A 22,349-nucleotide genomic window follows, 5' to 3' on the forward strand; every position below is an offset into this window, starting at 1 on the left:
GGCCGCCGCGGCCGCCGTCACCGCCGCCTACGCGCCCGGCGCGGGGCTCGACGCGGCCCGCGGTCGCGCGGCGGCGGGCATCGAGGAGGTGATGGACCGCGCGGTGGCCTCCGGGGACGCCCACGCGATCAAGTTCGCGGACGCCGCCGCCGACTCCTACGCCCGCACCGGCGACGGGTCACTGGTGGAGGGTGCCGGCCGCTCCGTCGCGCTCATCGCGGGCGGCTGACGGCAGCGCCAGTTCGAACCAGACCGTCTTGCCCGCCCTGGGCAGCAGCGTCGAACCCCAGCGGTCGGCGATGTCGTCGATGATGTGCATGCCGCGGCCGGACGCGCTGCGGGCGTCGACGGGCAGCAACTGCGGGTGGCGGTTGCTGCCGTCGATGATCTCGAAGCGCAGCCGCCGGTCCAGGGTTATCCGGACCTCGACGTCCCCGGTCGTGTGCTGGATCGCGTTGACGATGGCCTCGCCGAGCAGCAGGCAGGCGTCCTCGCACAGCTGATCCTGCCCCCAGGCGGCGAGGATGTCCCGGGTGAACCGGCGGGCGGAGGTGGCGCTGGTGGCCTCGCTGCGGAACCGCCGCCGGGCCGTGCGGGGACCCGACGACGGCGTCGCGTCGACGGTCAGCGCGAGGATCGCGACGTCATCGCGGCGCGGGCTCGGCCCGACATCGCCTTCGAGCACGTGCTGCAGCAGCAGCTCGGGGTCGTCCGGTGCCGAGTCGATCGCCGCGCACAGCTCCGCCAGCCCCCGGTCGAGGGTGTAACGGCGGTCCTCGACCAGGCCGTCGGTGTAGAGCACCAGGCTGCATCCGGTGGGCAGCAGGAACGTCGAGTCGAGGTACTTGGCGTTGCGCAGGCCCAGCGGCGGCCCGGTCCGCAGGCGCAGCGGGCCGGACTCGCCGTGCGCGCGCAGCACCGGGGGCGGGTGCCCGGCGAGCGCCGCGGTCGCGGTGCCCTCGCCCAGGTGCAGCTCCAGATAGCAGCAGGTCACCATCGCGTGCGGTTCGAATCGCAGGATCAGCGCGTTCGCCCGTTCGAGCACCGCCGCCGGGCCGTACCCGTCGGCGGCGTAGGCACGCAGCGCGCTGCGCAGCTGCCCCATCGTGGCCGCCGCCTGCGGGCTGTGCCCGGCGACGTCGCCGATGACGATCGCCGCGGTGTCCGGGCCGAGCTGGATCACGTCGTACCAGTCGCCGCCGACGTCCGCGCCGCGCATCCACGGCAGGTAACGCACCGCGTGCCGCGCGCCGTCGAGCCGCGGCAACGCCGTCGGCAGCAGCGCCCGCTGCAGGTCGCCGGCGATGGACAGCTGCGCCTGGAAGAGCAGGGCCCGCTGCAGCGCCTGCGCGCCCAGCTGGCTGAACGCCATCAGGTTGGCCCGCTCGTCGTCGTCGAAGGCGCGCGGCCGGCCGTAGCCGATCACCAGGGTGCCCAGCACCTGGCCGGCGGTGCTCAACGGCAGGAACGCCCACGCGGCCCGGCCGCCACCCGAGATCGCCGTACGCGGATCCGGCTGCGCCGCGGCGAACTCCTCCGGCGAGCACAGGTAACGCGGCAGGCCGGTCAGGGCCACGTCGGTCGCCGGGTACGGGTGCGACAGCTCCACCTCGCTCAGCTGCTCGACGACGTGATCCTCGTAGCCGTCGTGGTAACCGAGGACGAGCCGGCCCTGATCGAGAAGCAGAACGGCGATGCCGTGCCCGCCGGCCGACGGGCGCACCACGGAGCCCAGCGCGACGAACACCTCGTCGGGGGTGCTCGCGGCGACCAGCGCCGCCGTCACCGTCTGCAGCGCCTCGGTCCGGTCCGCGGCGGCGCTGGTCTGTGCCGCGCTGCGCTCGAGTTGCTGCTGGTGGCCGACCTGCTGGGTGACGTCGCGGTAGGAGACCGCGACGATGCCGTCGTCCACCCGGACGACCTTCAACTCCCACACCTGTCCGGTGCCGGGGGTGGTGAGCTGGTCCTGCCACGGCTCGCCGCCGCCCGCGACCTCCCGGATCCGGCCGAACAGGCCGTGCTCGATGGTGCCCGGCGCGATCTCGCGGATCCGCTGGCCGACGAGATCCTCGACCGTGCTGCCGGCCAGCTTCGCGCCGACCTGATTGACGTACTCGCGCTCGAAGTCGACGACCGCCCCGGTGTCGTCGGTGATGGTGCGCAGCAGGCTGAACCCGTCGAACGCCGCGTCGAGCGCCTGGTAGAGCCGGGTGCCGCCGCGCGTCTGCGACCCCATGGTCAACTTCGACAGGTCCACGAACCGGGCCACGAACCCGTCGCCGAACGGCGCCACCCGGAACTCGAAATGCCCCGAGACGCTCGCCCGGTCGTAGTACACGGTGCGTACCGCCGGCAGCCGGTCCTGCACCACGCGACGGTAGAGCGGCAGCGTGCCGTCGGTGACGGTGTCCGGCCACAACTCCCGGTAGCGGTGGCCGATCAGCTCCTCGGGCGGGCGCTGCAGGAACCGGCAGCCGGCCTCGTTCAGGTAGACCAGCGTGAAGTCGACGATGGCGCCGTCCGCGTCCCGCACCGAGCGCGCCAGCGCGCAGCCGTGCGGGTCGGCGTCGAGCAGCGCCCGCAGATCCATCGAGAGGGTGACCTCCGGCCCATCAAGACTCATGGTCACTCCCAGCGACGTGTCATCAGCCAGCCTAGCGCCGACGCCGTCGCGCCGATCGGCCCGCCGCTGCTGCTACAGGAACTCGCGGCGGTACAGGTCGGTCAGCTCCCGGTAGTGGGGACCCATGTTGGCCACGTAGACCTCGTCGAAACCGGCCTTCTCGTACGCCTGCAGCCGCGCGGCATGCTTGGCCGGGTCGGGACCGCAGGCCACCGCGTCCCGGGTCATTTCCTCCGTTACCAGCCGGGAGGCCTGCTCGAAGTGCTTCGGTGAGGGCAGCACCTGGGAAAGCTCGCCGGGGAGCCCGCTGTTGGCCCACAGCCGGTGCGCCGTCTCCACCCCTTCCCGCTCGGTCGGCGCCCAGCAGCCCTTGAAGCCACCCTGCACCGGCTTGTCGCCGCCGCCCAGGTCCCGGAACTGCCGTACCAGGTCCGCGTCGGGCATCGTGGAGATGTAGCCGTCGCCGATCCGGGCCGCCGTCTCGACGGCCTTCGGCCCGAACGCCGAGACGTAGACCTTCGGCGGCGTGGGCGGCAGCGTGTAGACCCGGGCCTGATCGACGGTGTAGTAGCGCCCGCGATGGTTGACGAAGCCGCCCTCCCAGAGCGATCGCATCACCTGCACGGCCTCCTCGAGCATCTCCAGGCGTTCGTCGGCGAACGGCCACCGCTCGCCGGTGATGTGCTCGTTGAGCGCCTCCCCGGTGCCCACGCCGAGCACGAAGCGACCGGAGTGCTGCACCGCGCTGGTCGCCGCCGCCTGGGCGACGACCGCGGGGTGGATCCGCATGATCGGGCAGGTCACGGCCGTGGTGACCGGGATGGTGACAACCTGGCTGAGCGCGCCGAGCATCGACCAGACGAACGGGCTCTCGCCCTGCTCGTCGTTCCACGGGTGAAAGTGGTCGGAGATCCACAGGCCCTGGAAGCCGGCGTCCTGGGCCAGCTGGGCCTGTTCGATCAACTGTGCCGGGGTGTATTCCTCGCAGGACAGGAAATAGCCGATTCGCATCCCACCCCGATACCCGCAAATCGGTCAGCTATGCGTTGTGTCCGCCGGCCGTCCGGTGGGTATTGACCCGGCCATGTTCGAGGGCTTTGTCGACGAGCGGGTGTCCGTCGGGGACGTCGATCTGCGGGTACGGCGGGCCGGCACCGGCCCGCCCGTCCTGCTGATTCACGGCCATCCGCGTACCGGTTCCACCTGGCACCGTGTCGCGCCGCGGCTGGTGGATCACGGCTTCGCGGTGGTATGCCCCGACATGCGGGGTTACGGGCAGTCCGGCAAGGCGGCTCTGCGCGCGGACCATTCGCAGCAGTCCAAGCGCGCGGTGGCGGGGGATCTCGTGCGGCTGATGCGCACGCTGGGCCATCCGGCGTTCGCCGTCGTGGGACACGACCGTGGCTGCTACGTGGCGCTGCGGATGGCGCTGGACCATCCCGAGGCCGTCACCCGGCTGGTCGTGATGGACGGGGTGCCGATCAGCGAGGCCCTCGCCCGCTGCGACGCCAAGTTCGCACACGACTGGTACCACTGGTTCTTCTTCGCCCAGCCGGACCGGCCGGAACGCGCGATCCTCGCGGACCCGGACGCCTGGTACACCGCCGACCCGGACCTCATGGGCGCGGAGAACCATCGGGAGTTCCGGCAGGCCACCCACGACCCGGCGACGGTGCGGGCCATGCTCGAGGACTACCGGGCGGGCCTCGGAGTGGATCGTGACCACGAGGAGGCGGACCGGCGGGCCGGGCGCACCGTGCGGTGCCCGACCCTGTTGCTGTGGTCGACCCGGGACGACCTGGAGGACCTGTACGGCGACCCGCTGGCGATCTGGCGGCCATGGGCGGAGCACCTCAGTGGCGCCCCGATCGAGTCGGGCCACCACATTGCGGAGGAGAATCCCGAGGCGCTCGCCACGGCACTGATCAAGTTCCTGTAGCGCGGCCCCAACGCTAGGGCGCAGGCGGTTCCTCCACGGCACCGCCGCCGGCATGAGTTCGCCGGCGCCGGGTATCCGGCTGACATGGCTACCAGGAAGCAGAGCTCGAACGAATTGGACGCCGGCGAGCGGAACGCCCTGCGGGACGACACCTTCGCGTTTCCCCGGGTGCGCAAGGAACCGCTCAATGACGCGAAGCACGTGCGGAACGCGATCGCCCGGTTCGACCAGGTGCAGGACGTCACCGACCGGGAGCGCGACGAGGCGTTCCGGCGCATCAAGCGGGCCGCCGAGAAGTTCGGTGTCGAGATGACCGAGACGACCTGGCGCGAGCTCGGCAAGCCCGCCGGCAAGCCCGCCGAGTCCCGGGACCAGCTGTACGCCGAGGCGCGGCGCCGCGACGTGAAGGGCCGTTCCAAGATGACCAAGGCCGAGCTGGCCCGCGCCCTGAAGAACCGCTGACTCCGCCAGCGGCGCATCCCGCCGGGCGGAAATACGCGGGCGACGTCGAGGTCAGCTGCCGGCCTGCGCGGCGACGGTCTTCACCAGCGCCAGCCGGACCAGGTCCTCGTCGACCTTGCGGATGGCGATGTCGTGTTCCGCGCCGGCCGCCACGACCTTGAACGCCGCCTGGTTGCGGAAGAAGAGCTTCCGGTCCGACCGGGCGAGCGCGGTCTGTGCCGGGATGACGACGGCCAGCTCAGGTCCGGCGCCGGCGCCGGCGCCAGGCGTGCCCGGCGAGGTCGCCGGCGGCGATCGCCGCGAACGACCAGCCGGCGAGCCGCAGCCACGGGTTGCTGTTGCCGGCGGCGAAGGTGAGACCGACGACGACGTAGGCGACGTCGAGCCACCAGGCGAACATCCCCTTCCGGGGAGGGGACCCCGTCGCCTGCCGGAACGGATCGCGGCCGATCGCGTTCCGAAACGCCGTTCCCAGCCGGATCCTGCTGAACTCGCCGCGCCGCACCGCCTCGGCGACCTGCGGCAGCACGTCCGCCACGCTCGCCAGCTCCGCCTCGGTGAGGGTGGCCGCGAGCGGCCGTGGCGGACCGGTCCGCAGCGTCAGCCTGATCCTCCCGGCCGCGTCGCCCGGTGCGACGACCCAGACATCCTCCATTGTGGCCACTCCAGGGGTAGAAGCTCTTGGCCACCGGAGAAGCAGCCCCGATCCAGCCTGCCAGTCAGCCGCAACACCGGGGCTTCTGTATATACCTTCTATCTGTATATGCTGGCGCGCATGATTGATCCGGCCATGCGCGAGCCGACCTTCCTGGTGCTCACCGCGCTCGCGGCCGAGCCACAGCACGGCTACGCCGTCATCGAGGACGTCCGGCGGATCACCGACGGGCGGGTCACGCTGCGGGCGGGCACGCTCTATGCCGCGCTCGACCGGCTGCGCGGCGACGGACTCATCGAGGTCGAGCGCGAAGAGGTCGTCCAGTCCCGGCTGCGGCGCTACTACCGGCTCACCGCGCTCGGCGAGCGGCGGCTGGCCGACGAGAGCGCCCGGCTGCTGCAACAGGCGACGGTCGCCGACCGGCGGCTCCGCGATCGCCGCATCCGGCTCGGCAACGCGCCGGCCTAGGACCCCGATGACGACTGGAGACGAAAGTCGATGACCGCGCACGACGAGCTCGAGGGCCGCTACCGCCGCCTGATGACCGCCTACCCGCTGCGACACCGGCGGGAATACGAGGAGGAGATGGTGGGTGTGCTGCTGGCCGCGGCCGAGCCGGGGCAGCGCCGGCCGAGCGTCCGGGACCGCGCCGACCTTCTGGTCAACGCGCTGGCCGTTCGCCTTCGCGGGTGCGCCGGGGACTCCGGTGGCGACGCGTGGCGCCGGGCGGCCCACGCGGTCCAGCTCGTCGGTGCGCTGCTCCTGCTCGCCGTCGGGGTCCGCCGGCTGTTGCCCGGCCTGACCTTCTATCCCGGAGTGGAGCCGCTGGAGTTCGCCCGGCCGGCGGCCTGGGCGGCCGTGCTCATCCTGGCGTCGGCCGGCCTGCGCCGCGTCGCCACCGGCGCCGCGGTGGCCGGCGCGGTCGTCGAGACCGTCCACGTCGCGCAGTGGTACGACTACTCGCCGAGCCAGGTGCTGCGGGCGGGCTGGCTGGTGACGCTGGCGCTGGTGGTCGCGGTCAGCTCGGCGTGGCTCGCCGGCGGCGGGCGGGTCGCCGCGCCGCGCGGCGTCTGGCTGTTCGGCGCGGCGCTGGCGGTCGCGGTCGCCGGCAACGCCGCCGACCAGTACCAGGGCCTGAGCATTTTTCCCGGCTTCCTGTACCGGACCACCCTGAGCAGTCAGTTCCCGTTCCGGCTCGCCGGGCCGCTCTACCTGGTCGCCGCCGCGCTGGCCGGGTGGGCGTGGTGGCGGCAGGGCGGTCCGGTCCGCCGCCGGATCCTGGCGCTGACCGCCCCGGTGGCCGCCATCGCCGCGTTGGTCACCTACGGCTTCGCCGGCTTCATGTATTCCAGCCAGCAGTTCCCCTCGCCGATCCTGCTGCGCCCGTTCCAGTGGGCGATCCTGCTGGCGACACCGGTGCTGGCGTTCGCGCTGGCGGCCGTCGCGCTCAACCGCTGGGAGCGGCTGAGCGCGCTGGTCGAGCTCGGCCGCCGGGCCGAGAAGGCCTGAACCCTATCGCCGCCACTCGTACGGCGTCGTCGTCGAGACCTTGACCAGGCCGGAACGCTCGAGGATCGGGCGAGAGAATTCGGTGGAGTCGCTGTTGATGAGCGTCTTGCCCATGCCGAGCGCGGAACGGGCCCGCGCGGCCGTCAGCGCCCGGTAGATGCCGCGGCCGCGCCACTCCTCACGGGTGGCCCCGCCCCAGATCCCGGCGAACTCGGTGCCGGGCACCGGCTCGAGCCGGCCGGCGCTGATGATCCGGCCCCCGGCCTCGGCGACCCACAACTCCATCCCGTCGTCGAGAGCCAGGCGGCGCAGGATCGCGGTCGCCATCTCCTCGCTGACGGGTTCGCCGAAGACCTCGTCCTGCATCGCGCTCATCGCGCGGACGTCCGGCTCCCCGGTGATCCGGCGCAGGGTCACGCCCTCGGGCAGCGGAACGTCGACGGCCAGCAGCCGCGCCTCGCCGATCATGATCGACTCGGGCTCGCCGGGGGTGAAACCGTTCTCCAGCAGCGCCTCGTGCAATCCGGGGGCGTGGTCGTGCCCGCGCGTCTTCCATTCGACCCGGCCGATCCCGGGGTCCGCGCGGTAATGGGCGAGCGCCTCCGGCACGAGCCGCCGAATCGCGGGAGCGTCGGCCCCGCCGAGGTCGTGGTAGGTCACGAAACCACGCCCGCCCGGGAAGGTCACGAGGCGCAGCGGCCCGTGCCGGGTGACCGAAACCGCGTTCGGCGTTTCGGCGTCGGTACGGAGCTGGTCGTCGTAGGCCGCGAGGAGGCTCTCAGAGTCGATCATTGCCGCCACGCTGCATGACCGGGGACGAGGCGGCAAGCGGTTTTGGGTCGCGCCCGCCCTACGGTAGATCGAGCTCGGCCAGGCGCCCGGTCAGGAACTCCCGTTCGGTCTCGTTCGCGGTCAGGTCCAGCGCCTGCCGGCAGGCGACCCCCGCCTCGGGGATCCGCCCCAGCCGTTGCAGGAGATCCGCCTTGATCGCCGGAAGATACCGGTAGCCCGCGAGCCGGCCGTCGTGCTCCAGCCGCCCGATTTCCAGCAGGGCGGCGCCGGGGCCGTCGACCCGCGCCAGCGCCACCGTGCGGTTGAGCGCCGCGACGGGCGAGGGCCACACCCGCAGCAGGTGGTCGTAGAGCGTCACGATCTGCGGCCAGTCGGTCTGCTCGAAGGCCGGCGCCTGCGCGTAGAGCGCCGCGATGGCGGCCTGCAGCACGTATCGCCCCGGGCGGACGCCGCCGATCGCGTCGACGATCAGGTCGTGCGCCTCGGCGATGGCGGCGCGGTCCCACCGGGAACGATCCTGCTGCTCCAGCCGCACCAGCCGGCCGTGTGCGTCGACCCGGGTGGCGCGCCGGGCGTCGGTGACCAGCAGCAGCGCGAGCAGCCCGCGTACCTCCCGCTCGCCGGGCATCAGGTCGCGCAGCGTCCGGGCCAGGTGCAGTGCCTGGTCGGTGAGGCCGGCGCGGACCAGCGCCGTGCCGACCGGCGCGGTGTGCCCGGTGGTGAACAGCAGGTGGATCACCCCGAGCACGGCGCCGAGGCGGCCGGCGAGTTCGTCCGCGGGGGGAATCCGGAAGGGGATCCGGGCGGCCGAGATCTTCTTCTTCGCCCGGGTCAGCCGGGCCGCCATCGTCGGCTCCGGGACCAGGAACGCGTGGGCGATCTCCCTGGTCGTCAGGCCGCACACCAGCCGCAGCGTGAGCGCCGGCTGCGCGTCCGGTGCCAGCGCGGGATGGCAGCACAGGAAGATCAGCCGCAGCCGCTCGTCGGGTACGACGCATTCCGGCCCAGGGTCGGGCTCGGCCGGCTCCGGCTCGTGCTCGTCGGGGCGCGACAGCAGCGCGAGCTTGGCGAGGTACACCTCGTGCCGCCGGATCGCGTCGATCGCGCGGCGCCGGGCCGTCGTGGTGAGCCACCCGATCGGGTTGGCGGGCACGCCGTCCGCGGGCCAGGCCGCGAGGGCACCCGCGTACGCCTCCTGCACGCACTCCTCGGCCAGGTCCACATTCCGCGTGACGCGGACCGTCGCGGCGAGCACCAGTGCCCAGCCGCGACGGTGCGCGTCGGCGACCGTCGATCCGACGTCCACCCGCAGGTCCGTCATCCGTGCGCCGGCGGGCGGACGAAGCCGCCCGCGACCGGCCTGACCTCGACGCCACCGCCCTGCCGGACGGCGGGGTTGCGGCCCGCGATCCGCAGCGCGGCGTCGAGGTCGGGCGCGTCGATGACGTAGAAGCCCGCGACGACCTCCTTGGCGTCCACGAACGGTCCGTCGGTCACCACATCACCGCGGATCGACGTCGCGGCCGCGCTCGGCTCCAGCGCGAAGGCGGCCGCGAGGCAGCCGGACTCCTCCAGCTCCACGGCGTGCCGATCGTGCGTCTGAAGGTCCTCCGGCCCGGTGTCCGCACCGTCGGCCGAAACCGCCGCATAGATCAGGACCGCGTACTGCGTCATGGTCTTCCTCCCTCACTCCACCACGATCGTCCTACGCCTCTATGTCGAACGGCCCGCGCGAAATCGACACATGTTCATTTTGAAGATCATGTTAGCCTCGCGCCTGCCGTGGTGGCATTCGTGGCGGTCCATCTGCCTACGCCGTGTTCATGGCCGATTACAGCGCTCGCTACCTGAAGGGCAGACAGCTTTGACCTCCGTGAGACGGCGCTCCCTGATCGGACTGCTCTCGGTCGGCGCGGCGGGTCTGGTTGCGTACGCGCGATCCGCGAGCGCCAGCCGGATCCGGGCGTTCCCCAACCGGGCGAGCCGGGAGAACCGTCACGAGGGCACCGAGGCCTGGCGGGTCGCGGGGAACGTGTCGGACACCGCCCGGCAGATCCAGGGGTACGCGTCCGCGACGTCCGTGAACGCCGGCGAGTCGCTCGACTTCCACGTCACGGTGGCCGAGCCCCAGCCGTTCACCGTCACCGTCTACCGCCTCGGGCACTACCGTGGCGCCGGCGCGCGTCTCATGCACACCAGCGAGGAGCTGGCCGGCAGGCCGCAGCCCGTTCCCGTGCCCGACCCCGCCACCGGCCTCATCGACTGCGGGTGGCCGCCCGCGTGGACGTTCCAGGTGCCGGGGGACTGGACCTCCGGGCTGTTCCTCGCCGTCTTCGAATCCCGCGACGGGTTCCGCAGCAGCACCCCGTTCGTGGTCCGCAACGACGGCCGCCGGTCGGACCTGCTGGTCGTCATTCCGTTCACCACGTACGCCGCATACAACATGTGGCCGGCCGACGGACACACCGGCAAGAACCTGTACCGCGGCTACCGGCCCGACGGGTCGGTCGGCGGCCAGCCCGAGCGGGCATTCCAGGTATCGCTGAACCGCCCTTTCGCCGGGCCCGGATCGCCCTCCTGGTTCAAGCTCGACGTCGCCGCCGTGCAGTGGGCGGAGGCGACCGGATACGACGTCTCCTACGCGAGCAGCATCGACCTGCACCAGGGCCGGGTCGACCCCGGACGCCACCGGGCACTGGTCTTCCCGGGCCACGACGAGTACTGGTCCGGCGCCATGCGTGACGTCGTGGAGAACGCGGTGCGCACCAAAACCCACTGCGCGTTCCTGGCCGCCAACAACATCTACTGGAACGTCCGCGTCGAGGCGGATCCGCGGGGTGTCGCCGGCCGCGTCGTCACCTGCTACAAGGACGACCCGGACCCGGCGCCGGACGCGGTCGGTCCCACCGAGCGCTGGCGCAGCCTCGGCAACGACCGTGAGCGGGCCGAGGCGCGGCTGCTCGGCGTGCAGTACAACGGAATCCTGCACGAGCCCGTCCCGCTCGTCGTCAGGAAGGCCGGGCACTGGTTCTGGGCCGGAACCGGCCTGCGCGACGGCGCGGAGATCCACGGTCTCGTCGCCGTCGAGGCCGACGGCCGTTACCGCGCCCTGCCGACCGGTTACGAGTCCAAGCAGGTGCTGCTTTCGCGCAGCCCGTACCTGGACCGCATGGGCCGGGGCGAGAAGATCCAGAACACGAGCCTCTGCCAGACCCCGGACGGAACCATCATGTTCTGCGCCGGCACCTTCCACTGGCCGCTCGCCCTGGTGGAGTCGAAGTTCACCGACGTACGGATCCAGCGCGCGACGCGGAACCTCTTCGATCGCATGGTGCGGCGCTAGGCCGGCCCGATCTCCGCCGCGACGGCGCCGGCGCGGGCCTCTTCGTCCATGGTCGACGCTCGCCGTGACGAGATGCGGCCGGGTCGAATTGCCCTAGAATCGTGGTGTAGTCAGCCGTGCGGAGGGAGCGAGATGTCGAGCGCGAAGCCGGTCAGTGAGCGGACCATCAGCGAGAACGACGCGTCACCCACGCCGTGGAAACAGGGCGGCGAGCGGCTGGCCGGCGGGAGCACCTACTGGCTCGCGACGGTACGCCCGGACGGCCGGCCGCACCTCATGCCGGTGCTCGCCGTCTGGGTGGACGGCGCGCTGCACTTCAGCGCCGGAAGCCACACCCGCAAGGCCCGCAACATCGCCGACCGCCCGCAGGTGTCGGTCTCGACCGAGGGCGACGGGATGGACGTGGTGCTGGAGGGCACGGCCGTCCCGGTGCGCGACGAAGCCCGGCTGCGCGGCGTGGCCCGGGAGTACGCCGGCAAGTACGGCTGGAAGGTCGAGGTGCGCGACGGCGCCCTGCACTGCGACGGCGGGGCGCCGACGGCCGGCGGCCCGCCGTACGACGTGTACGAGGTGGTGCCGGCTAAGGCGTTCTCGCTCAGCACGGCGACGTCGCCCACCTCCACCCGCTGGGTCTTCAGCTGAGCCGGAGCTCTCCCTGGGCGGTGACGAGCCCCGAGCCGGACAGCCGTACCCGGTCGCCGGCCACGTCCACCCGGATGCGGCTCGGGCGGCCGAGGCGGTGGCCCTGCTCGATGAACACGGGCCGGTCGGCCGGCACCCGCCCCGACCGGACGAGGGCGACGGCGAGCGGGCCCGCCGCCGTGCCGGTCGCCGGGTCCTCGGCGATGCCCACCGTGGGATTGAAGAACCGGGTGTAGGCGGCGGCCCCGTCGTCACCGGCGGTGGTGTAGAGATAGCAGCCCTCGCCGCCGGCCTCGGCCAGGATCGCGGCGAGTTCGCGGCTCTCGGCCACGGCCGCGTCGACCGCCTCCCGGGTGGCGAGCGGGACGAGCAGGTGCGCGACGCCGGTGGACACCACCTGGGCGGCCGCACCGGACGCGAGGTGCCGCGGTTCGAGGCCGAGCGCGCCGGTCAGCCGCGCGCCGTCGGTGACGAGCCCGCCGAACGAGGGCGCGCCCTGGTCCATGACGATGCGGGTCGGCTCGCCCGGCACCCGCAGGATCTCGACGGCGAGGACGTCGGCGCCGATCCGCTGCCGCATCGTCACGGCCGGCCGGTCCCCGGTGAGCCCCTGGTCGGCCAGCCACAGCCAGGCGCCCAGCGCGTTGTGCCCGGCACCGTTCACCTCGGCGCCGGCCGGGGTGAACGACCGCAGCCGCCGGTCGACACCCTCCTGGCCGGGCCGGAGCAGGAACGTCGTCTCCGATTGGTTGAACTCGCGGGCGATGGCCCGCATCTGCGGCACGGTCAGGTCGTCGGCGTCGGGCACCAGGGCCAGCGGGTTGCCGGTCAGGGGACGGTCCGCGAAGACATCGACGAAGTAAAAGCGGGTCATGGCTACCAGTCTCAATCGCGGCGCAACCGGGCGGCAGCACGATTTTGCGGAATTACCTATCGGCCACCGCCGGATCTGCGGCAATATCGTCGGATGGCGAATGCGGGGTCCGCGCGGGACCTGGACCCGGTGGATCACGCGTTGCTGGCGGCCGTGCAACGCGACGGCCGCGCGACCCTCGGCGAGCTTGCGGATGCGATTCAGCTCAGCGTCTCCGCCACCCGCGCCCGGCTGCGCGCGCTCGAGCACGACCGGGTCATCACCGCGTACGCCGCCCGCGTCGACGCCGAGGCCCTCGGCTACGCGCTGCGGGCGGTCGTCCGGATGAAGGTGCACGGCTCGCTGTACGACAAGGTCGCGGGCGTCCTGGAGCGCCGCCCGCAGATCGTGCGCTGCCTGCGGGTCACCGGGGAGTCCTGCTACCTGATGGAGATCGTCGCCACCGGCATGAAGGACCTCGAGGCGATCACCTCGGAGCTGGCCCGGATCGGCTCCATAACCACCGACCTGGTGTACGAGATCGTGGCGGACAAGCCGACGCCGCCGTACCCCGTTTAATCGGTGATCTCCGGTGGCGATGCTCGTCTATCCTTGCCCGCTATGACCTACCAGCATTCTGAATATTCTAGTCGACTGTGGAGGCCTGGGCTGCGGCTGGCCGGTGGCGCGGTCGCCGCCACCCTGGCCACGCTCACGCTGAGCGCGCCCGCGCAGGCCGCCACCACGGGAACCGCGAAGGTGGACAGCGCCACCAAGGTGTCCTTCACCGCGGGCGCCGGCGCGGCCAACTCGATCACGGTGACCCGGTCCGGCAAGGCCGTCGTCATCGACGACAGGGTCGCCATCAAGCCCGGCAAGGGCTGCAAGAAGGTCGGCAGCGACGCCACCAAGGTGACCTGCACGACCACGTCGGCGCCGGCGCTCGTCACCATCAGCGCGGGTGACAAGAACGACTACGTCGCCAACAGGTCCGACGTGCCGATGAACGGGTACGGCAGCGGCGGCAACGACACCATCATCGGTGGCAGCGCCCGAGACGCGGTGCTCAACGGCGGCAGCGGCAACGACAAGGTCTACGGCGGAGCCGGCAACGACGACCTCTACGGTGGCGCGGGCAACGACCGTCTCCTCGGCGGCGCGGGGGCCGACGAGCTCGACGGCCAGGCGGGCGCCGACCTTCTGCAGGGCGATGCCGGCAGCGACCACGCCCTGTACTGGACCCGCACGAAGGCGGTGAACGCCAGCCTGGACGGCAAGGCCAACGACGGCGAGAAGGGCGAGAAGGACACCATCGCCGCCGACGTCGAGAACCTCTGGGGAGGCTTCGGCAACGACATCCTCACCGGCAACGCCACGGACAACTACATCGACGGCGGGGGCGGCAAGGACGTCATCCGTGGCGGCGCGGGCAAGGACCTGATCGGCGCGGAGGGCAACCTCGGCAACACGATCTACGGCGACGCCGGTGACGACTACATCAACTCCGGCAGCGGCAACGACATCGTGCAGGGTGGAACCGGCAACGACTACATCTACGGCGAGTCCGGCAACGACATCGTCTGGGCCGGGCCCGGCAACGACAGCGTCGAGGGCGACCTCGGAAACGACATCCTCCACGGCGGCGACGACAACGACTGGCTGACCGGCGGCGCCGGCAACGACCGGCTCTTCGGGGAGGCCGGCGACGACAACATCCGCGGCACCGGCGACATCGTCAGCGGCGAATCCGACACCGAGACCGACGCGGCCGACGGCGGCGCCAACGCCACCGCGGACGGTGACAGTTGCCACGTCGGCCGCGCCGGCACGACGGTCAACTGCGAGTAGCCCGGCCCCGGAATGCCGGCCCGCGCCGCGGCACGGCGGCGGGCCGGCGGCCCCGGTCATCGGACAGGTGTTCGCAGGCGAAGGTCGAGCTCAGCTCCGGTCGCCGGCTGCCGATGGGGTAATCGTGACCATGGCATCGCGACGCCGTGTCCGCCGGGCGGCCCTCATCGCCCTCGGGACCGTCGTCGCCGTCAGCACGGGCGTGGCCGTCCTCACCGCGCGCCGCGGGCCCGGCGCCGAACCGGAGCCGGCCTTGCCGGTGCCGGCTCCGCCGGTGCCGGCTCCGCCGCGGGAGCGACCCGGTCGTGCGATGCCGGCGGCGACGCCCGTCCGGCGCAACTGGGCCGCGCTGATCGCCGTGCCGGTCGTGGCCATCGTCGTCCTGACGGTTGCGCAGGTCGCCACCTGGCCCACGCCGCATCAGCTCAGCGCGGCAGACCGGGCGCGCCTCGAATCGAGCCTGGCGGCCCTTCTGACTTTCCCGTCCGTTCCATCCTTCACGTTCCCGGTGCAACAACAATGCTCGCCGCCCGCGGACCGGACCCCGCCGTACCCGACATCGGGGTTCAACGACATCGCCCGGGATGGACTGGGCGTCCCGCCGTGCGTGACACTCGCGCTCGGCGCGACGACGACCATCGCCCGATACTCCGGCGAGTCGGTGGAGGTGACCGCCACCATGGCGGTGGACCCGGAGGTGCAGCCGACCGTGCTGCCGCTGCCCGACGGCCGCCACCGAATACTGTTCCGGATACACACCCGGAATGTCGGCACGAGCACCATCCAGACGCCGTTCAGATTCGTGTGGGCCGCCGCACCGGGGTCGGGCTGGATGTCCGCGGCGGCGTCATCGCAGGCAGGCGTTTGGCTGAATCCGGGCGAGGAGACCGACCAGTTCGAGGCGTTCGACGTGAGCGGGAACGCCCGGTTGGCCCGGCTCCGGCTCAGCCTGCTGCCCGGCTCCGTCTACCAGACCGTCGACTGGGTGCTCGGCTGAGCCGGCGTTGAATGCTGCCTGCTCGTCATCCTCGTCGAATTGTCGGACGTGTGGAGCTGCCGGAAGGGTTGTTGACGTGGGCCTCGGCAAGGTCGACGACTCTGCCGAGGCCACGGGTAGGGCAGTGGCGGTCAGTTCGCGGTGAACCAGACCGCGCGGGATTTCTGCCACTCGGGGTGGGAGAGGTCCTTGGCGTCGCTGCCGTCGCCGTAGAGGTCGGCGGCGCCGCAGTCGGCGAGCAGCCGGACCTGGCCGCCGGTCTCGGCAACGATGGCCTCCCAGGCGCCCGCGTCGGCGGTGGGCAGCGAGCGGACCAGCGCCGGTGCCTGGCCCGCGACGCCGCTCCACGAGTAGAGGGCGTACGGGTCGCTGTTGTCGTCGGCGGCCCAGGACCCGGCGAGGATCAGGTAGCGGCCCGCCGATGTCTGGCGGATGTCGCGGACGCTGAGCCCGCCCAGGTCCATCGTGATCGGGGTGCCGAACGTGGCGTGCGTGCCGCCGGTCAGCCTGTCCATGTTCGTGACCGGCACGATCAGGGCCCTGCCGCCGGCGGACGGCGGCACCAGCGGCGCGCGGAAGCCGACGTACGCGGTGGTTCCGCTTCCCGGCGCGAACTCGAGGCCCTCGGCGTTGAAGCCGTCGATGGACTTGGGGATCTCACCCGACGCGGCGCCGGCCGCGAAGCCGTAGCGGTTGCCGTTGGCCTTGTCCCAGGCGATCAGGTCGGCGCGCAATCCCTTGTAGACCCCGGCGTAGGCGAGCTGCGTGCCGGCGCCGGTGCCGGTGATCGTCGTGGTGAACAGTACGGCGCGGTCGGGCCTGAGGTCGCCGTCCTTGCTGTTGCCCATCGAGCCGGTCCAGTAGATCGTGTTGCCGGTGCGGGCCGCCGCCTCGAGATCCATTTCGTCGCCCACGCCGGCGCTGCCGGAGAAGTCCCAGGTGCGCACCGGCGCGCCGGCGGTGTTGTACAGGCGCAGGACGTTCGTCTCGTCGTCGGCGACGATCAGGTAGCCGTTGCCGGCGTCGATCGCGGCCGACGAGTCGCTCGCGCCGGTCAGGTAGCGGGTGTTCGCCGCGTCCTGCACCGCCGCCGAGGCCGCGTAGTGCAGCGTCGCGGTCGCGGACCTGCCGTTGGGCGCGGTCACCTTGATGGTCAGGTTGGCGTAGCCACGGCCGCGCGGTGCCACCGCGATCCGCCGGGCGCCACCGGTGCCGGTGACGGTCACGTCCGCGGTCGTGGCGACCGAGGTCTTGGAACTGGCGGTCGCCGTGACGGTGAGCAGGCTCGCGTCGCCGCCGCTCTGCGCCACGGTCGCGGTCACCGCGGGGTCGCCGACACCGCCGACGGCCCCGCTCGCGTACGCCGGGGACAGCGCGATCGTCGGGGTGGAGGCCGAGGTCGGCGCGGTCGTGGGTCCGCTGGAGACCGCGGACGCGGACGCTGACACGGCGACGCCGGCGACCAGCACCGCGCCGGTCGTCACGAGCCGCCCAATGAGCTGTGGCTGCAAGGAAGGAGCCTCTCGGGATGAACTGGGTTGTCGACCCTGAGACTCCGGCTCGGAGATCAATGGACCTCGACGCCCGGATGAACGTGTGATGGTCGCGCGGCCTCTACTCCGCCTCGGGCCGCTCCGAGCCGCCGGCCGGCAGCCCGCCGGAGGCCGGGAGTACCGTCCGGCGGCCGAGCGCGCCGCCTTCGGCCCGGCACCATGCTCCCGATGGCACGGACGGCGGGGACCCCTGAAAGGGGGACAATCGAGGTGCGGGGCCCGGGATACCACCCGTATCCGGGCATTCGGCGCCAATATTGTTGATATTGGAGCCATGAATGCGAGCGCCGATCGCGAGCGGGTACCGGTCCGTACCATTCTGGCCGCGATCGGGTTGGTCCTGGCGACCGGCCTGTTGCTGCTGTTCCTGCGGGCCGCCGCGGAGGTCCTGTCCTGGATGGGCGTCGCGCTGTTCTTCGCGGTCGCGGTGTATCCGGTGGTCAACTGGGTCGAGGCCCGGGCCCGGTGGATACCCCGTTCGCTCGCCACCCTGCTGGTCTACCTGCTGGTGCTGCTGGTGCTCGGCGGATTGATGAGCCTGTTCGTGATCCCGATCGTGCGGCAGGGCCCGCAACTGGCCGACAGCCTGCCGGGCATGGTCGCCGACGCCCGCCACGGCCGGGGCCCGATGGGGTCGTTGATCACGAGATTCAACATCGACGACTACCTGCGCGAGCACCAGGATCAGTTGCAGGGTTACGTCAGCGGGCTCGGCGCGCCCGCGCTCGGCGTGCTTCGCGGCCTCGTCAGTGGCGTGGTCGCCGTCGCCACCATCTTCGTGCTGTCGTACCTGATGGTGTTGCAGGCGCCCAGAATCATCGACGCCGCCCTGGCTGCCGCGCCGCATCGCCACGCGGAACGCGCGCGACGCGTCGGATCCGCCAGCGCCCGCATCATCACCGGCTACCTTTCCGGCAACCTGCTGATCAGCGTCATCGCGGGCCTGCTCACCTACGGCGTCCTGCTCGTCATGCACGTGCCGTTCGCCGCCCTGATCGCCCTGTTCGTCGCCGTCACCGACCTCATCCCGCTGGTCGGCGCGACCCTCGGCGCCGTGGTGGCCATCGGGGCGGCGTTTCTGCACTCCACCACGGCGGGCATCGTGGTCACCGTCTTCTGCATCGTCTATCAGCAGGCCGAGAACCATCTGCTGCAACCGGTCATCATGTCGCGGACGGTCAACATCAACCCGCTCGTCGTGCTCGTCGCCGTCCTGATCGGGGTCGCGCTGGCCGGCCTGCTCGGCGCGCTGCTGGCCATTCCCGTCGCCGGGGTCATCCAGGTCGTGCTCCAGGACCTGTGGGACGCGCACCGCGGCCGGCTCGACGACGCGAACGCCGCAGTGCCGGCCGATTGATCGCGTCACCCGCAGCCGTGCACCCAGTTCCAGCCGATGAAGGAGTGCCGCAGCGTGACGGTCTGCCGGCAGGTGGCCGTGCCGTCGCCGTCGAACACGACGGCGGAGTCGTGGGCGTTGTCATACCAGGCGCCCGTGACGTCGAAGATCCCCCGGTAGGAGAACTCGGCGTGGTGGTCGTAGCGCCCGGACGCGCAGTCGGCGGCGCATTCCGTCGCCGCCCGCACCGACCAGCCGGCGTCCCACGGCTCCCGGTTGGCGTGCGTCGAATACGTGGTGGAGGCCGCGGTGCTGTCGGTGTAGAGCGCCGTCATGAGGATGCCGCAGCAGTCGTACATCTCGGAGTAGGTGTGGAACGGCGCGGAGGCGAGCCGTGCCGCCCGCGACGGCGCGGCGAGCAACTCGACGGGACCGGTGACGACCCGGCAGTCGTCACCGATGGAGATCGACTGGCGCACCACCCTGCCGGGCGGTGGCACCGGCGCGCTGCCGGTCAGCCGGACCGGACCGCACGACCGCGGCGGCGCGGGCGACGACCCCGACGCCGGCTCGGGGGTCAGTGCGATCGCGGCGACAGTGGCCAGCAGCGCCAGGACGGTCCGTCGCATGTGTACCTTCAATTCCCTCGCCGGACATTCGCAGCAGCAGTTTGTCAGAGCGGAAATGGCCGCGACAGCCGGGTTGTGGCTGGGGAGAATGGTCGGCGGGGCATTTCCTGAAACATGAAGGACAACCGTCATGAAGATGTCGAATGCGTTCGGCGGCACGCTGCACACCGCGCCGGGACGTTCCGAATCCGAGGGCCATCAGCTACTCCAGCGGGCGGCCATGGTTCGCCAGGTGGCGCAGGGAATCTTCGCCTACCTCCCGCTCGGCTGGCGCACCATCCGCAAGATCGAGGACGTGATGCGCTCCGAGATGGAGCGGATCGGCGGCCAGGAGGTCTCGATGCCGGTGGTGAACCCGGCCGAGCTGTGGAAGGAATCGGGCCGCTACTTCAAGATCGGACCGGAGCTGGCCCGCTTCCGGGACCGGCGCAACCGGGACATGGTCCTCGCCATGACCCACGAGGAGCTGGTCACGTTCCTGAGCCGCTCGGAGATCGAGTCGTACCGGCAGCTGCCGCGCCTGGTCTTCCAGCTGCAGACGAAGTTCCGCGACGACGCCCGGCCGCGCGCGGGGCTGATCCGGGTGCGCGAGTTCATCATGAAGGACGCCTACAGCTTCGACGTCGACGAGGCCGGGCTGGCGGAGCAGTACCGCGCCCAGTACCGCGCCTACCACAACATCTTCCGGCGGTGCGGCGTACCGATCCGGGCGGTGCTCTCGGACGTCGGCATGATGGGCGGCAGCATGGCGCACGAGTTCATGTACCTGACGCCGATCGGCGAGGACACCCTCCTGCTCTGCGACGACTGCGGCTTCGCCGCCAACCGCGAGGTGGCCACGTTCCGCAAGCCGGCCCCGGCACCGGCGGCCGCGCTGCCGATCGAGGAGATCGCGACGCCGGACGCGAGCACGATCGACCAGCTGTGCGCCCTCCTCGGGGTCTCCGCCGCGGAGACCGCAAAGGTCGTCTTCCTCGCCGCCGAGCGGGAGCGGGCCGACGCGACGTTCCAGACCGACTTCGTCGTGGTCGTCGTCCGCGGCGACATGGAGGTCAACGAGACCAAGGTCGCCAACCTGGTCAAGGCGGCCGAGCTGCGCCCGATGACCGAGGACGAGATCGGCAAGATCGGTTCGGTGCCGGGGTACGGCTCTCCGATCGGCCTGCACGACGCCACCATCGTGGTGGACGACCTGGTCGCCGCGTCGGCCAACCTGATCGGCGGCGCCAACCGGGCCGGCTTCCATCTGCGCAACGTGAACGCCGGTCGCGACTACCCGGCCGACGTCGTCGCCGACGTCACGGCCGCGCGGGCCGGGGACGCGTGCCCGGCCTGCGGGCACCCGATGACGACCACCCGCGGCGTCGAGGCGGGCCAGATCTTCAAGCTCGGCACCCGCTACTCGGCAGACCTCGGCGCCGGTTTCCTCGACCGGGCCGGTGAGCGCCGGCCGCTGACCATGGGCTGCTACGGGATCGGCGTCGGGCGGCTGCTGGGCTGCGTGGCGGAGCAGAACCGCGACGACAAGGGCCTGCGCCTGCCGGTCACGATCGCCCCGTACCACGTGCACCTGGCCCTGCTCGACGGCCTCGACTCGCCGGTCGGCGGGTTCGCCCAGCGGTGCTACGACGAGCTGTGGGCGGCCGGTGTCGAGGTGCTCTTCGACGACCGGGCCGAGCGCGCGGGCGTCAAGTTCGCCGACGCCGACCTCATCGGGCTGCCGCTGCGCATCACCCTGGGGCGGCGCGGATTCACCGGCGGCACCGCCGAGCTGCGCGACCGGGCCACGGGGGAGACCGCCGTCGTACCGCTCGAGGGGCTGGTCGCCGAGGTCGTGCGACGGATCTCCGTCCTGCGTGCCGCCCTCGAGGCACCGGTGGCCATCGATCTTCCGGAGGAGTTGCTGGCACACTGAGCCGGAGCGCGCCCCTGCGCCGCGAAGACGAAGGCGGGCCGATGACGGACGCGGACACGTACCTCAAGGGGCTCGAGGGCCGGCTCGTCGGCGACGGCTGCCAGGTGACGCACGAACCGCTCGGCCTGGTCGGCTACCGGTCGCAGTTCAAGGCCCTCTCCCGGATGCACGTCTTCCTGGTCGCGGCCAAGGCGGACCGGGTCGGCGCGACCCACCTGAACGGCTTCACCGAGGCCACCGTGCGGCTTGCGGCTTGCGGCTTGCGGCGCGTAAGGGCCGGTGGTCGGGCCTGCAGTCCGGGGTGATCGTGCTGCCGGTCCTGGTGGCCGCGGCCGCCGACGAGTCCGCGGTGGCGCTCACCCGGCGCGCGTACCGGCTCAACCTGGGCGGCTTCGCGACGGTGGCCCAGCCGGCGGTGGTCGACCTCGCCGACGGCCGGGTGCACACCTTCCGCGGCACCCGGTTCTGGGGTTACGCCCTCAACTCACTGATCAGGAAGAAGTACGCGCGCTACCTGCCGGAACCGCGCTGAGAACCGGCCCGCGGTCAGGCGCCGAGCAGCCGGGTCAGGTTGCGCAGGCTGTCGATCAGCGCCGTGGTGTAGCCGAGGATCCGGCCCGCCCACTTCACCACCGCGGACGCGATCTGCGCCGCGACGATCGGGATCGTGACGACCAGCAGGGACTCCAGGGCCCACACGATCACCCGGGCGACCAGGTCCGCGATCAGGTCCCGGACGATGTCGCGGGTGAAGGTCACCAGGTTTCCCGCGGCCTGCGTCGCCGACGACATGGTCGCGGCCAGCACGCCGAGCCCGCCGAGCGCGTCGACGTTGTTGCCCATCAGGTTCCGATAGGCGCGGGCCGCCGTCCCCGTCCAGTCGGGCAGGTCGGCGGCGAGACCGGCGCCCAGGTCCTCGGCCATCGACTGCAGCTCGCCGGCCATGTTGCGCCACGTCTCGGCGTGCGCGATGACCCGATCCGGGATGCCGGCCAACTGGTCGAGCATCTCGCGCAGCGGCTCGAAATGCTCCATCGCCCAGCCGAGCCCGTTGGCCAGCAGCGCGCTGAACGGATCCAGCACGGTGGCCGTGGCCTCGATCGCGAACGACCCGCCGGCCAGCGCCTGATCGACCCAGCCGCCGCCGTTCACCGACTGGTAGACGCCCTGGAAGCTGTCCGCGAGCGACGCACCGGTCCACGCCGTCCGGGTGGATTGCGGCGCCGCGATCAGCGCATTGTCCGTCACGCCAC

The 22,349-nt window shown here is 71.9% G+C and carries 21 protein-coding genes and 2 pseudogenes; 13 read left to right on the forward strand and 10 right to left on the reverse strand.

Annotation, left to right across the window (positions count from 1 at the left end):
* Nucleotides 1-229, forward strand: a pseudogene (locus tag AB0F10_RS24415) (hypothetical protein); the annotation flags it as partial.
* Here AB0F10_RS24415 and AB0F10_RS24420 read toward each other — a convergent pair.
* Both AB0F10_RS24420 and AB0F10_RS24425 read right to left on the reverse strand, forming a co-directional pair.
* Entirely contained in the window at nucleotides 179-2,623 is a 2,445-nt protein-coding gene (locus AB0F10_RS24420) for a SpoIIE family protein phosphatase (protein ID WP_360629241.1), read from the reverse strand. The pseudogene AB0F10_RS24415 and the gene AB0F10_RS24420 overlap by 51 nt on opposite strands.
* A gap of 72 nt (nucleotides 2,624-2,695) precedes the next feature.
* The gene (locus tag AB0F10_RS24425; RefSeq protein ID WP_360629244.1) at nucleotides 2,696-3,634 is read right to left on the reverse strand and encodes a TIGR03557 family F420-dependent LLM class oxidoreductase; all 939 of its coding nucleotides are present in this window, start codon (nucleotides 3,632-3,634) and stop codon (nucleotides 2,696-2,698) included.
* Nucleotides 3,635-3,707: 73 nt separating this feature from the next.
* Between AB0F10_RS24425 and AB0F10_RS24430 the strand changes: the two genes are divergently transcribed.
* Both AB0F10_RS24430 and AB0F10_RS24435 read left to right on the forward strand, forming a co-directional pair.
* Nucleotides 3,708-4,562, forward strand: coding sequence for an alpha/beta hydrolase (locus tag AB0F10_RS24430; RefSeq protein ID WP_360629247.1), 855 nt, complete (start codon nucleotides 3,708-3,710; stop codon nucleotides 4,560-4,562).
* An 84-nt stretch (nucleotides 4,563-4,646) separates the two neighbouring features.
* Complete coding sequence (locus AB0F10_RS24435) at nucleotides 4,647-5,024, forward strand: DUF6582 domain-containing protein (protein ID WP_360629250.1); 378 nt, start codon at nucleotides 4,647-4,649, stop codon at nucleotides 5,022-5,024.
* A 238-nt stretch (nucleotides 5,025-5,262) separates the two neighbouring features.
* Here AB0F10_RS24435 and AB0F10_RS24440 read toward each other — a convergent pair whose 3' ends face one another.
* The gene (locus AB0F10_RS24440) at nucleotides 5,263-5,679 is read right to left on the reverse strand and encodes a hypothetical protein (protein ID WP_360629253.1); all 417 of its coding nucleotides are present in this window, start codon (nucleotides 5,677-5,679) and stop codon (nucleotides 5,263-5,265) included.
* 120 nt (nucleotides 5,680-5,799) lie between these two features.
* On the opposite strand from AB0F10_RS24440, the gene AB0F10_RS24445 reads away from it, so the two are divergent.
* A complete protein-coding gene (locus tag AB0F10_RS24445) occupies nucleotides 5,800-6,147 on the forward strand; it encodes a PadR family transcriptional regulator (protein WP_360629256.1) in 348 nt (115 codons plus the stop codon).
* A 30-nt stretch (nucleotides 6,148-6,177) separates the two neighbouring features.
* Complete coding sequence (locus tag AB0F10_RS24450; protein WP_360629259.1) at nucleotides 6,178-7,188, forward strand: hypothetical protein; 1,011 nt, start codon at nucleotides 6,178-6,180, stop codon at nucleotides 7,186-7,188.
* 3 nt (nucleotides 7,189-7,191) lie between these two features.
* Here AB0F10_RS24450 and AB0F10_RS24455 read toward each other — a convergent pair whose 3' ends face one another.
* The 3 genes from AB0F10_RS24455 to AB0F10_RS24465 form a co-directional block, all read right to left on the reverse strand.
* Complete coding sequence (locus AB0F10_RS24455) at nucleotides 7,192-7,980, reverse strand: GNAT family N-acetyltransferase (RefSeq protein ID WP_360629262.1); 789 nt, start codon at nucleotides 7,978-7,980, stop codon at nucleotides 7,192-7,194.
* 58 nt (nucleotides 7,981-8,038) lie between these two features.
* Nucleotides 8,039-9,235 (reverse strand): sigma-70 family RNA polymerase sigma factor, encoded by a 1,197-nt coding sequence (locus AB0F10_RS24460; protein ID WP_360629334.1) that lies wholly within the window; start codon nucleotides 9,233-9,235, stop codon nucleotides 8,039-8,041.
* A 62-nt stretch (nucleotides 9,236-9,297) separates the two neighbouring features.
* Nucleotides 9,298-9,654 carry a YciI family protein gene (locus AB0F10_RS24465; protein WP_360629265.1) on the reverse strand — a complete coding sequence of 119 codons (357 nt, stop codon included), beginning with the start codon at nucleotides 9,652-9,654 and terminating at the stop codon, nucleotides 9,298-9,300.
* A gap of 199 nt (nucleotides 9,655-9,853) precedes the next feature.
* On the opposite strand from AB0F10_RS24465, the gene AB0F10_RS24470 reads away from it, so the two are divergent.
* Nucleotides 9,854-11,323, forward strand: a complete 1,470-nt coding sequence (locus tag AB0F10_RS24470) for a N,N-dimethylformamidase beta subunit family domain-containing protein (RefSeq protein WP_360629267.1) — start codon at nucleotides 9,854-9,856, stop codon at nucleotides 11,321-11,323.
* Nucleotides 11,324-11,455: 132 nt separating this feature from the next.
* Nucleotides 11,456-11,965, forward strand: a complete 510-nt coding sequence (locus tag AB0F10_RS24475) for a pyridoxamine 5'-phosphate oxidase family protein (protein ID WP_360629270.1) — start codon at nucleotides 11,456-11,458, stop codon at nucleotides 11,963-11,965.
* Here the strand turns inward: AB0F10_RS24475 and AB0F10_RS24480 are convergent.
* A complete protein-coding gene (locus tag AB0F10_RS24480) occupies nucleotides 11,958-12,839 on the reverse strand; it encodes a PhzF family phenazine biosynthesis protein (protein ID WP_360629272.1) in 882 nt (293 codons plus the stop codon). The genes AB0F10_RS24475 and AB0F10_RS24480 overlap by 8 nt on opposite strands.
* A gap of 93 nt (nucleotides 12,840-12,932) precedes the next feature.
* On the opposite strand from AB0F10_RS24480, the gene AB0F10_RS24485 reads away from it, so the two are divergent.
* The 3 genes from AB0F10_RS24485 (at nucleotide 12,933) to AB0F10_RS24495 (ending at nucleotide 15,663) form a co-directional block, all read left to right on the forward strand.
* Nucleotides 12,933-13,397, forward strand: a complete 465-nt coding sequence (locus tag AB0F10_RS24485) for an Lrp/AsnC family transcriptional regulator (protein ID WP_360629275.1) — start codon at nucleotides 12,933-12,935, stop codon at nucleotides 13,395-13,397.
* A gap of 42 nt (nucleotides 13,398-13,439) precedes the next feature.
* Nucleotides 13,440-14,666, forward strand: a complete 1,227-nt coding sequence (locus AB0F10_RS24490) for a calcium-binding protein (protein WP_360629278.1) — start codon at nucleotides 13,440-13,442, stop codon at nucleotides 14,664-14,666.
* Between the two features lie 130 nt (nucleotides 14,667-14,796).
* Nucleotides 14,797-15,663, forward strand: a complete 867-nt coding sequence (locus AB0F10_RS24495) for a hypothetical protein (RefSeq protein WP_360629281.1) — start codon at nucleotides 14,797-14,799, stop codon at nucleotides 15,661-15,663.
* 131 nt (nucleotides 15,664-15,794) lie between these two features.
* Here AB0F10_RS24495 and AB0F10_RS24500 read toward each other — a convergent pair whose 3' ends face one another.
* Nucleotides 15,795-17,174 (reverse strand): hypothetical protein, encoded by a 1,380-nt coding sequence (locus AB0F10_RS24500; protein ID WP_360629284.1) that lies wholly within the window; start codon nucleotides 17,172-17,174, stop codon nucleotides 15,795-15,797.
* Between the two features lie 316 nt (nucleotides 17,175-17,490).
* On the opposite strand from AB0F10_RS24500, the gene AB0F10_RS24505 reads away from it, so the two are divergent.
* A complete protein-coding gene (locus AB0F10_RS24505) occupies nucleotides 17,491-18,573 on the forward strand; it encodes an AI-2E family transporter (RefSeq protein WP_360629287.1) in 1,083 nt (360 codons plus the stop codon).
* Nucleotides 18,574-18,578: 5 nt separating this feature from the next.
* Here the strand turns inward: AB0F10_RS24505 and AB0F10_RS24510 are convergent, their stop codons facing one another.
* Complete coding sequence (locus tag AB0F10_RS24510) at nucleotides 18,579-19,181, reverse strand: hypothetical protein (protein ID WP_360629290.1); 603 nt, start codon at nucleotides 19,179-19,181, stop codon at nucleotides 18,579-18,581.
* A 136-nt stretch (nucleotides 19,182-19,317) separates the two neighbouring features.
* Here AB0F10_RS24510 and AB0F10_RS24515 point away from each other — a divergent pair, with 136 nt between their 5' ends.
* Together AB0F10_RS24515 and AB0F10_RS24520 are read left to right on the forward strand one after the other, a co-directional pair.
* Nucleotides 19,318-21,096: a proline--tRNA ligase gene (locus AB0F10_RS24515; protein ID WP_360629336.1), complete on the forward strand. Its 1,779-nt coding sequence runs from the start codon at nucleotides 19,318-19,320 to the stop codon at nucleotides 21,094-21,096.
* Nucleotides 21,097-21,137: 41 nt separating this feature from the next.
* A pseudogene (locus AB0F10_RS24520) lies at nucleotides 21,138-21,628 on the forward strand (hypothetical protein).
* Nucleotides 21,629-21,642: 14 nt separating this feature from the next.
* Here AB0F10_RS24520 and AB0F10_RS24525 read toward each other — a convergent pair.
* On the reverse strand, nucleotides 21,643-22,344 hold the full coding sequence (locus AB0F10_RS24525) for a hypothetical protein (RefSeq protein WP_360629294.1): 702 nt from the start codon (nucleotides 22,342-22,344) through the stop codon (nucleotides 21,643-21,645).
* Between the last annotated feature and the right edge of the window lie 5 nt (nucleotides 22,345-22,349).

Origin of the sequence: Actinoplanes sp. NPDC026623, from assembly GCF_040638275.1 — a bacterium.
Taxonomy (GTDB): Bacteria; Actinomycetota; Actinomycetes; order Mycobacteriales; family Micromonosporaceae; genus Actinoplanes.

What these genes read in the sequence shown, in the direction of transcription:
- AB0F10_RS24420 (WP_360629241.1), bottom strand. Translation starts at nt 2,623, where the DNA reads ATGAGTCTTGATGGGCCGGAGGTCACCCTCTCGATGGATCTGCGGGCG.
- AB0F10_RS24425 (WP_360629244.1), bottom strand. Translation starts at nt 3,634, where the DNA reads ATGCGAATCGGCTATTTCCTGTCCTGCGAGGAATACACCCCGGCACAG.
- AB0F10_RS24430 (WP_360629247.1), top strand. Translation starts at nt 3,708, where the DNA reads ATGTTCGAGGGCTTTGTCGACGAGCGGGTGTCCGTCGGGGACGTCGAT.
- AB0F10_RS24435 (WP_360629250.1), top strand. Translation starts at nt 4,647, where the DNA reads ATGGCTACCAGGAAGCAGAGCTCGAACGAATTGGACGCCGGCGAGCGG.
- AB0F10_RS24440 (WP_360629253.1), bottom strand. Translation starts at nt 5,679, where the DNA reads ATGGAGGATGTCTGGGTCGTCGCACCGGGCGACGCGGCCGGGAGGATC.
- AB0F10_RS24445 (WP_360629256.1), top strand. Translation starts at nt 5,800, where the DNA reads ATGATTGATCCGGCCATGCGCGAGCCGACCTTCCTGGTGCTCACCGCG.
- AB0F10_RS24450 (WP_360629259.1), top strand. Translation starts at nt 6,178, where the DNA reads ATGACCGCGCACGACGAGCTCGAGGGCCGCTACCGCCGCCTGATGACC.
- AB0F10_RS24455 (WP_360629262.1), bottom strand. Translation starts at nt 7,980, where the DNA reads ATGATCGACTCTGAGAGCCTCCTCGCGGCCTACGACGACCAGCTCCGT.
- AB0F10_RS24465 (WP_360629265.1), bottom strand. Translation starts at nt 9,654, where the DNA reads ATGACGCAGTACGCGGTCCTGATCTATGCGGCGGTTTCGGCCGACGGT.
- AB0F10_RS24475 (WP_360629270.1), top strand. Translation starts at nt 11,456, where the DNA reads ATGTCGAGCGCGAAGCCGGTCAGTGAGCGGACCATCAGCGAGAACGAC.
- AB0F10_RS24480 (WP_360629272.1), bottom strand. Translation starts at nt 12,839, where the DNA reads ATGACCCGCTTTTACTTCGTCGATGTCTTCGCGGACCGTCCCCTGACC.
- AB0F10_RS24485 (WP_360629275.1), top strand. Translation starts at nt 12,933, where the DNA reads ATGGCGAATGCGGGGTCCGCGCGGGACCTGGACCCGGTGGATCACGCG.
- AB0F10_RS24490 (WP_360629278.1), top strand. Translation starts at nt 13,440, where the DNA reads ATGACCTACCAGCATTCTGAATATTCTAGTCGACTGTGGAGGCCTGGG.
- AB0F10_RS24495 (WP_360629281.1), top strand. Translation starts at nt 14,797, where the DNA reads ATGGCATCGCGACGCCGTGTCCGCCGGGCGGCCCTCATCGCCCTCGGG.
- AB0F10_RS24505 (WP_360629287.1), top strand. Translation starts at nt 17,491, where the DNA reads ATGAATGCGAGCGCCGATCGCGAGCGGGTACCGGTCCGTACCATTCTG.
- AB0F10_RS24510 (WP_360629290.1), bottom strand. Translation starts at nt 19,181, where the DNA reads ATGCGACGGACCGTCCTGGCGCTGCTGGCCACTGTCGCCGCGATCGCA.
- AB0F10_RS24515 (WP_360629336.1), top strand. Translation starts at nt 19,318, where the DNA reads ATGTCGAATGCGTTCGGCGGCACGCTGCACACCGCGCCGGGACGTTCC.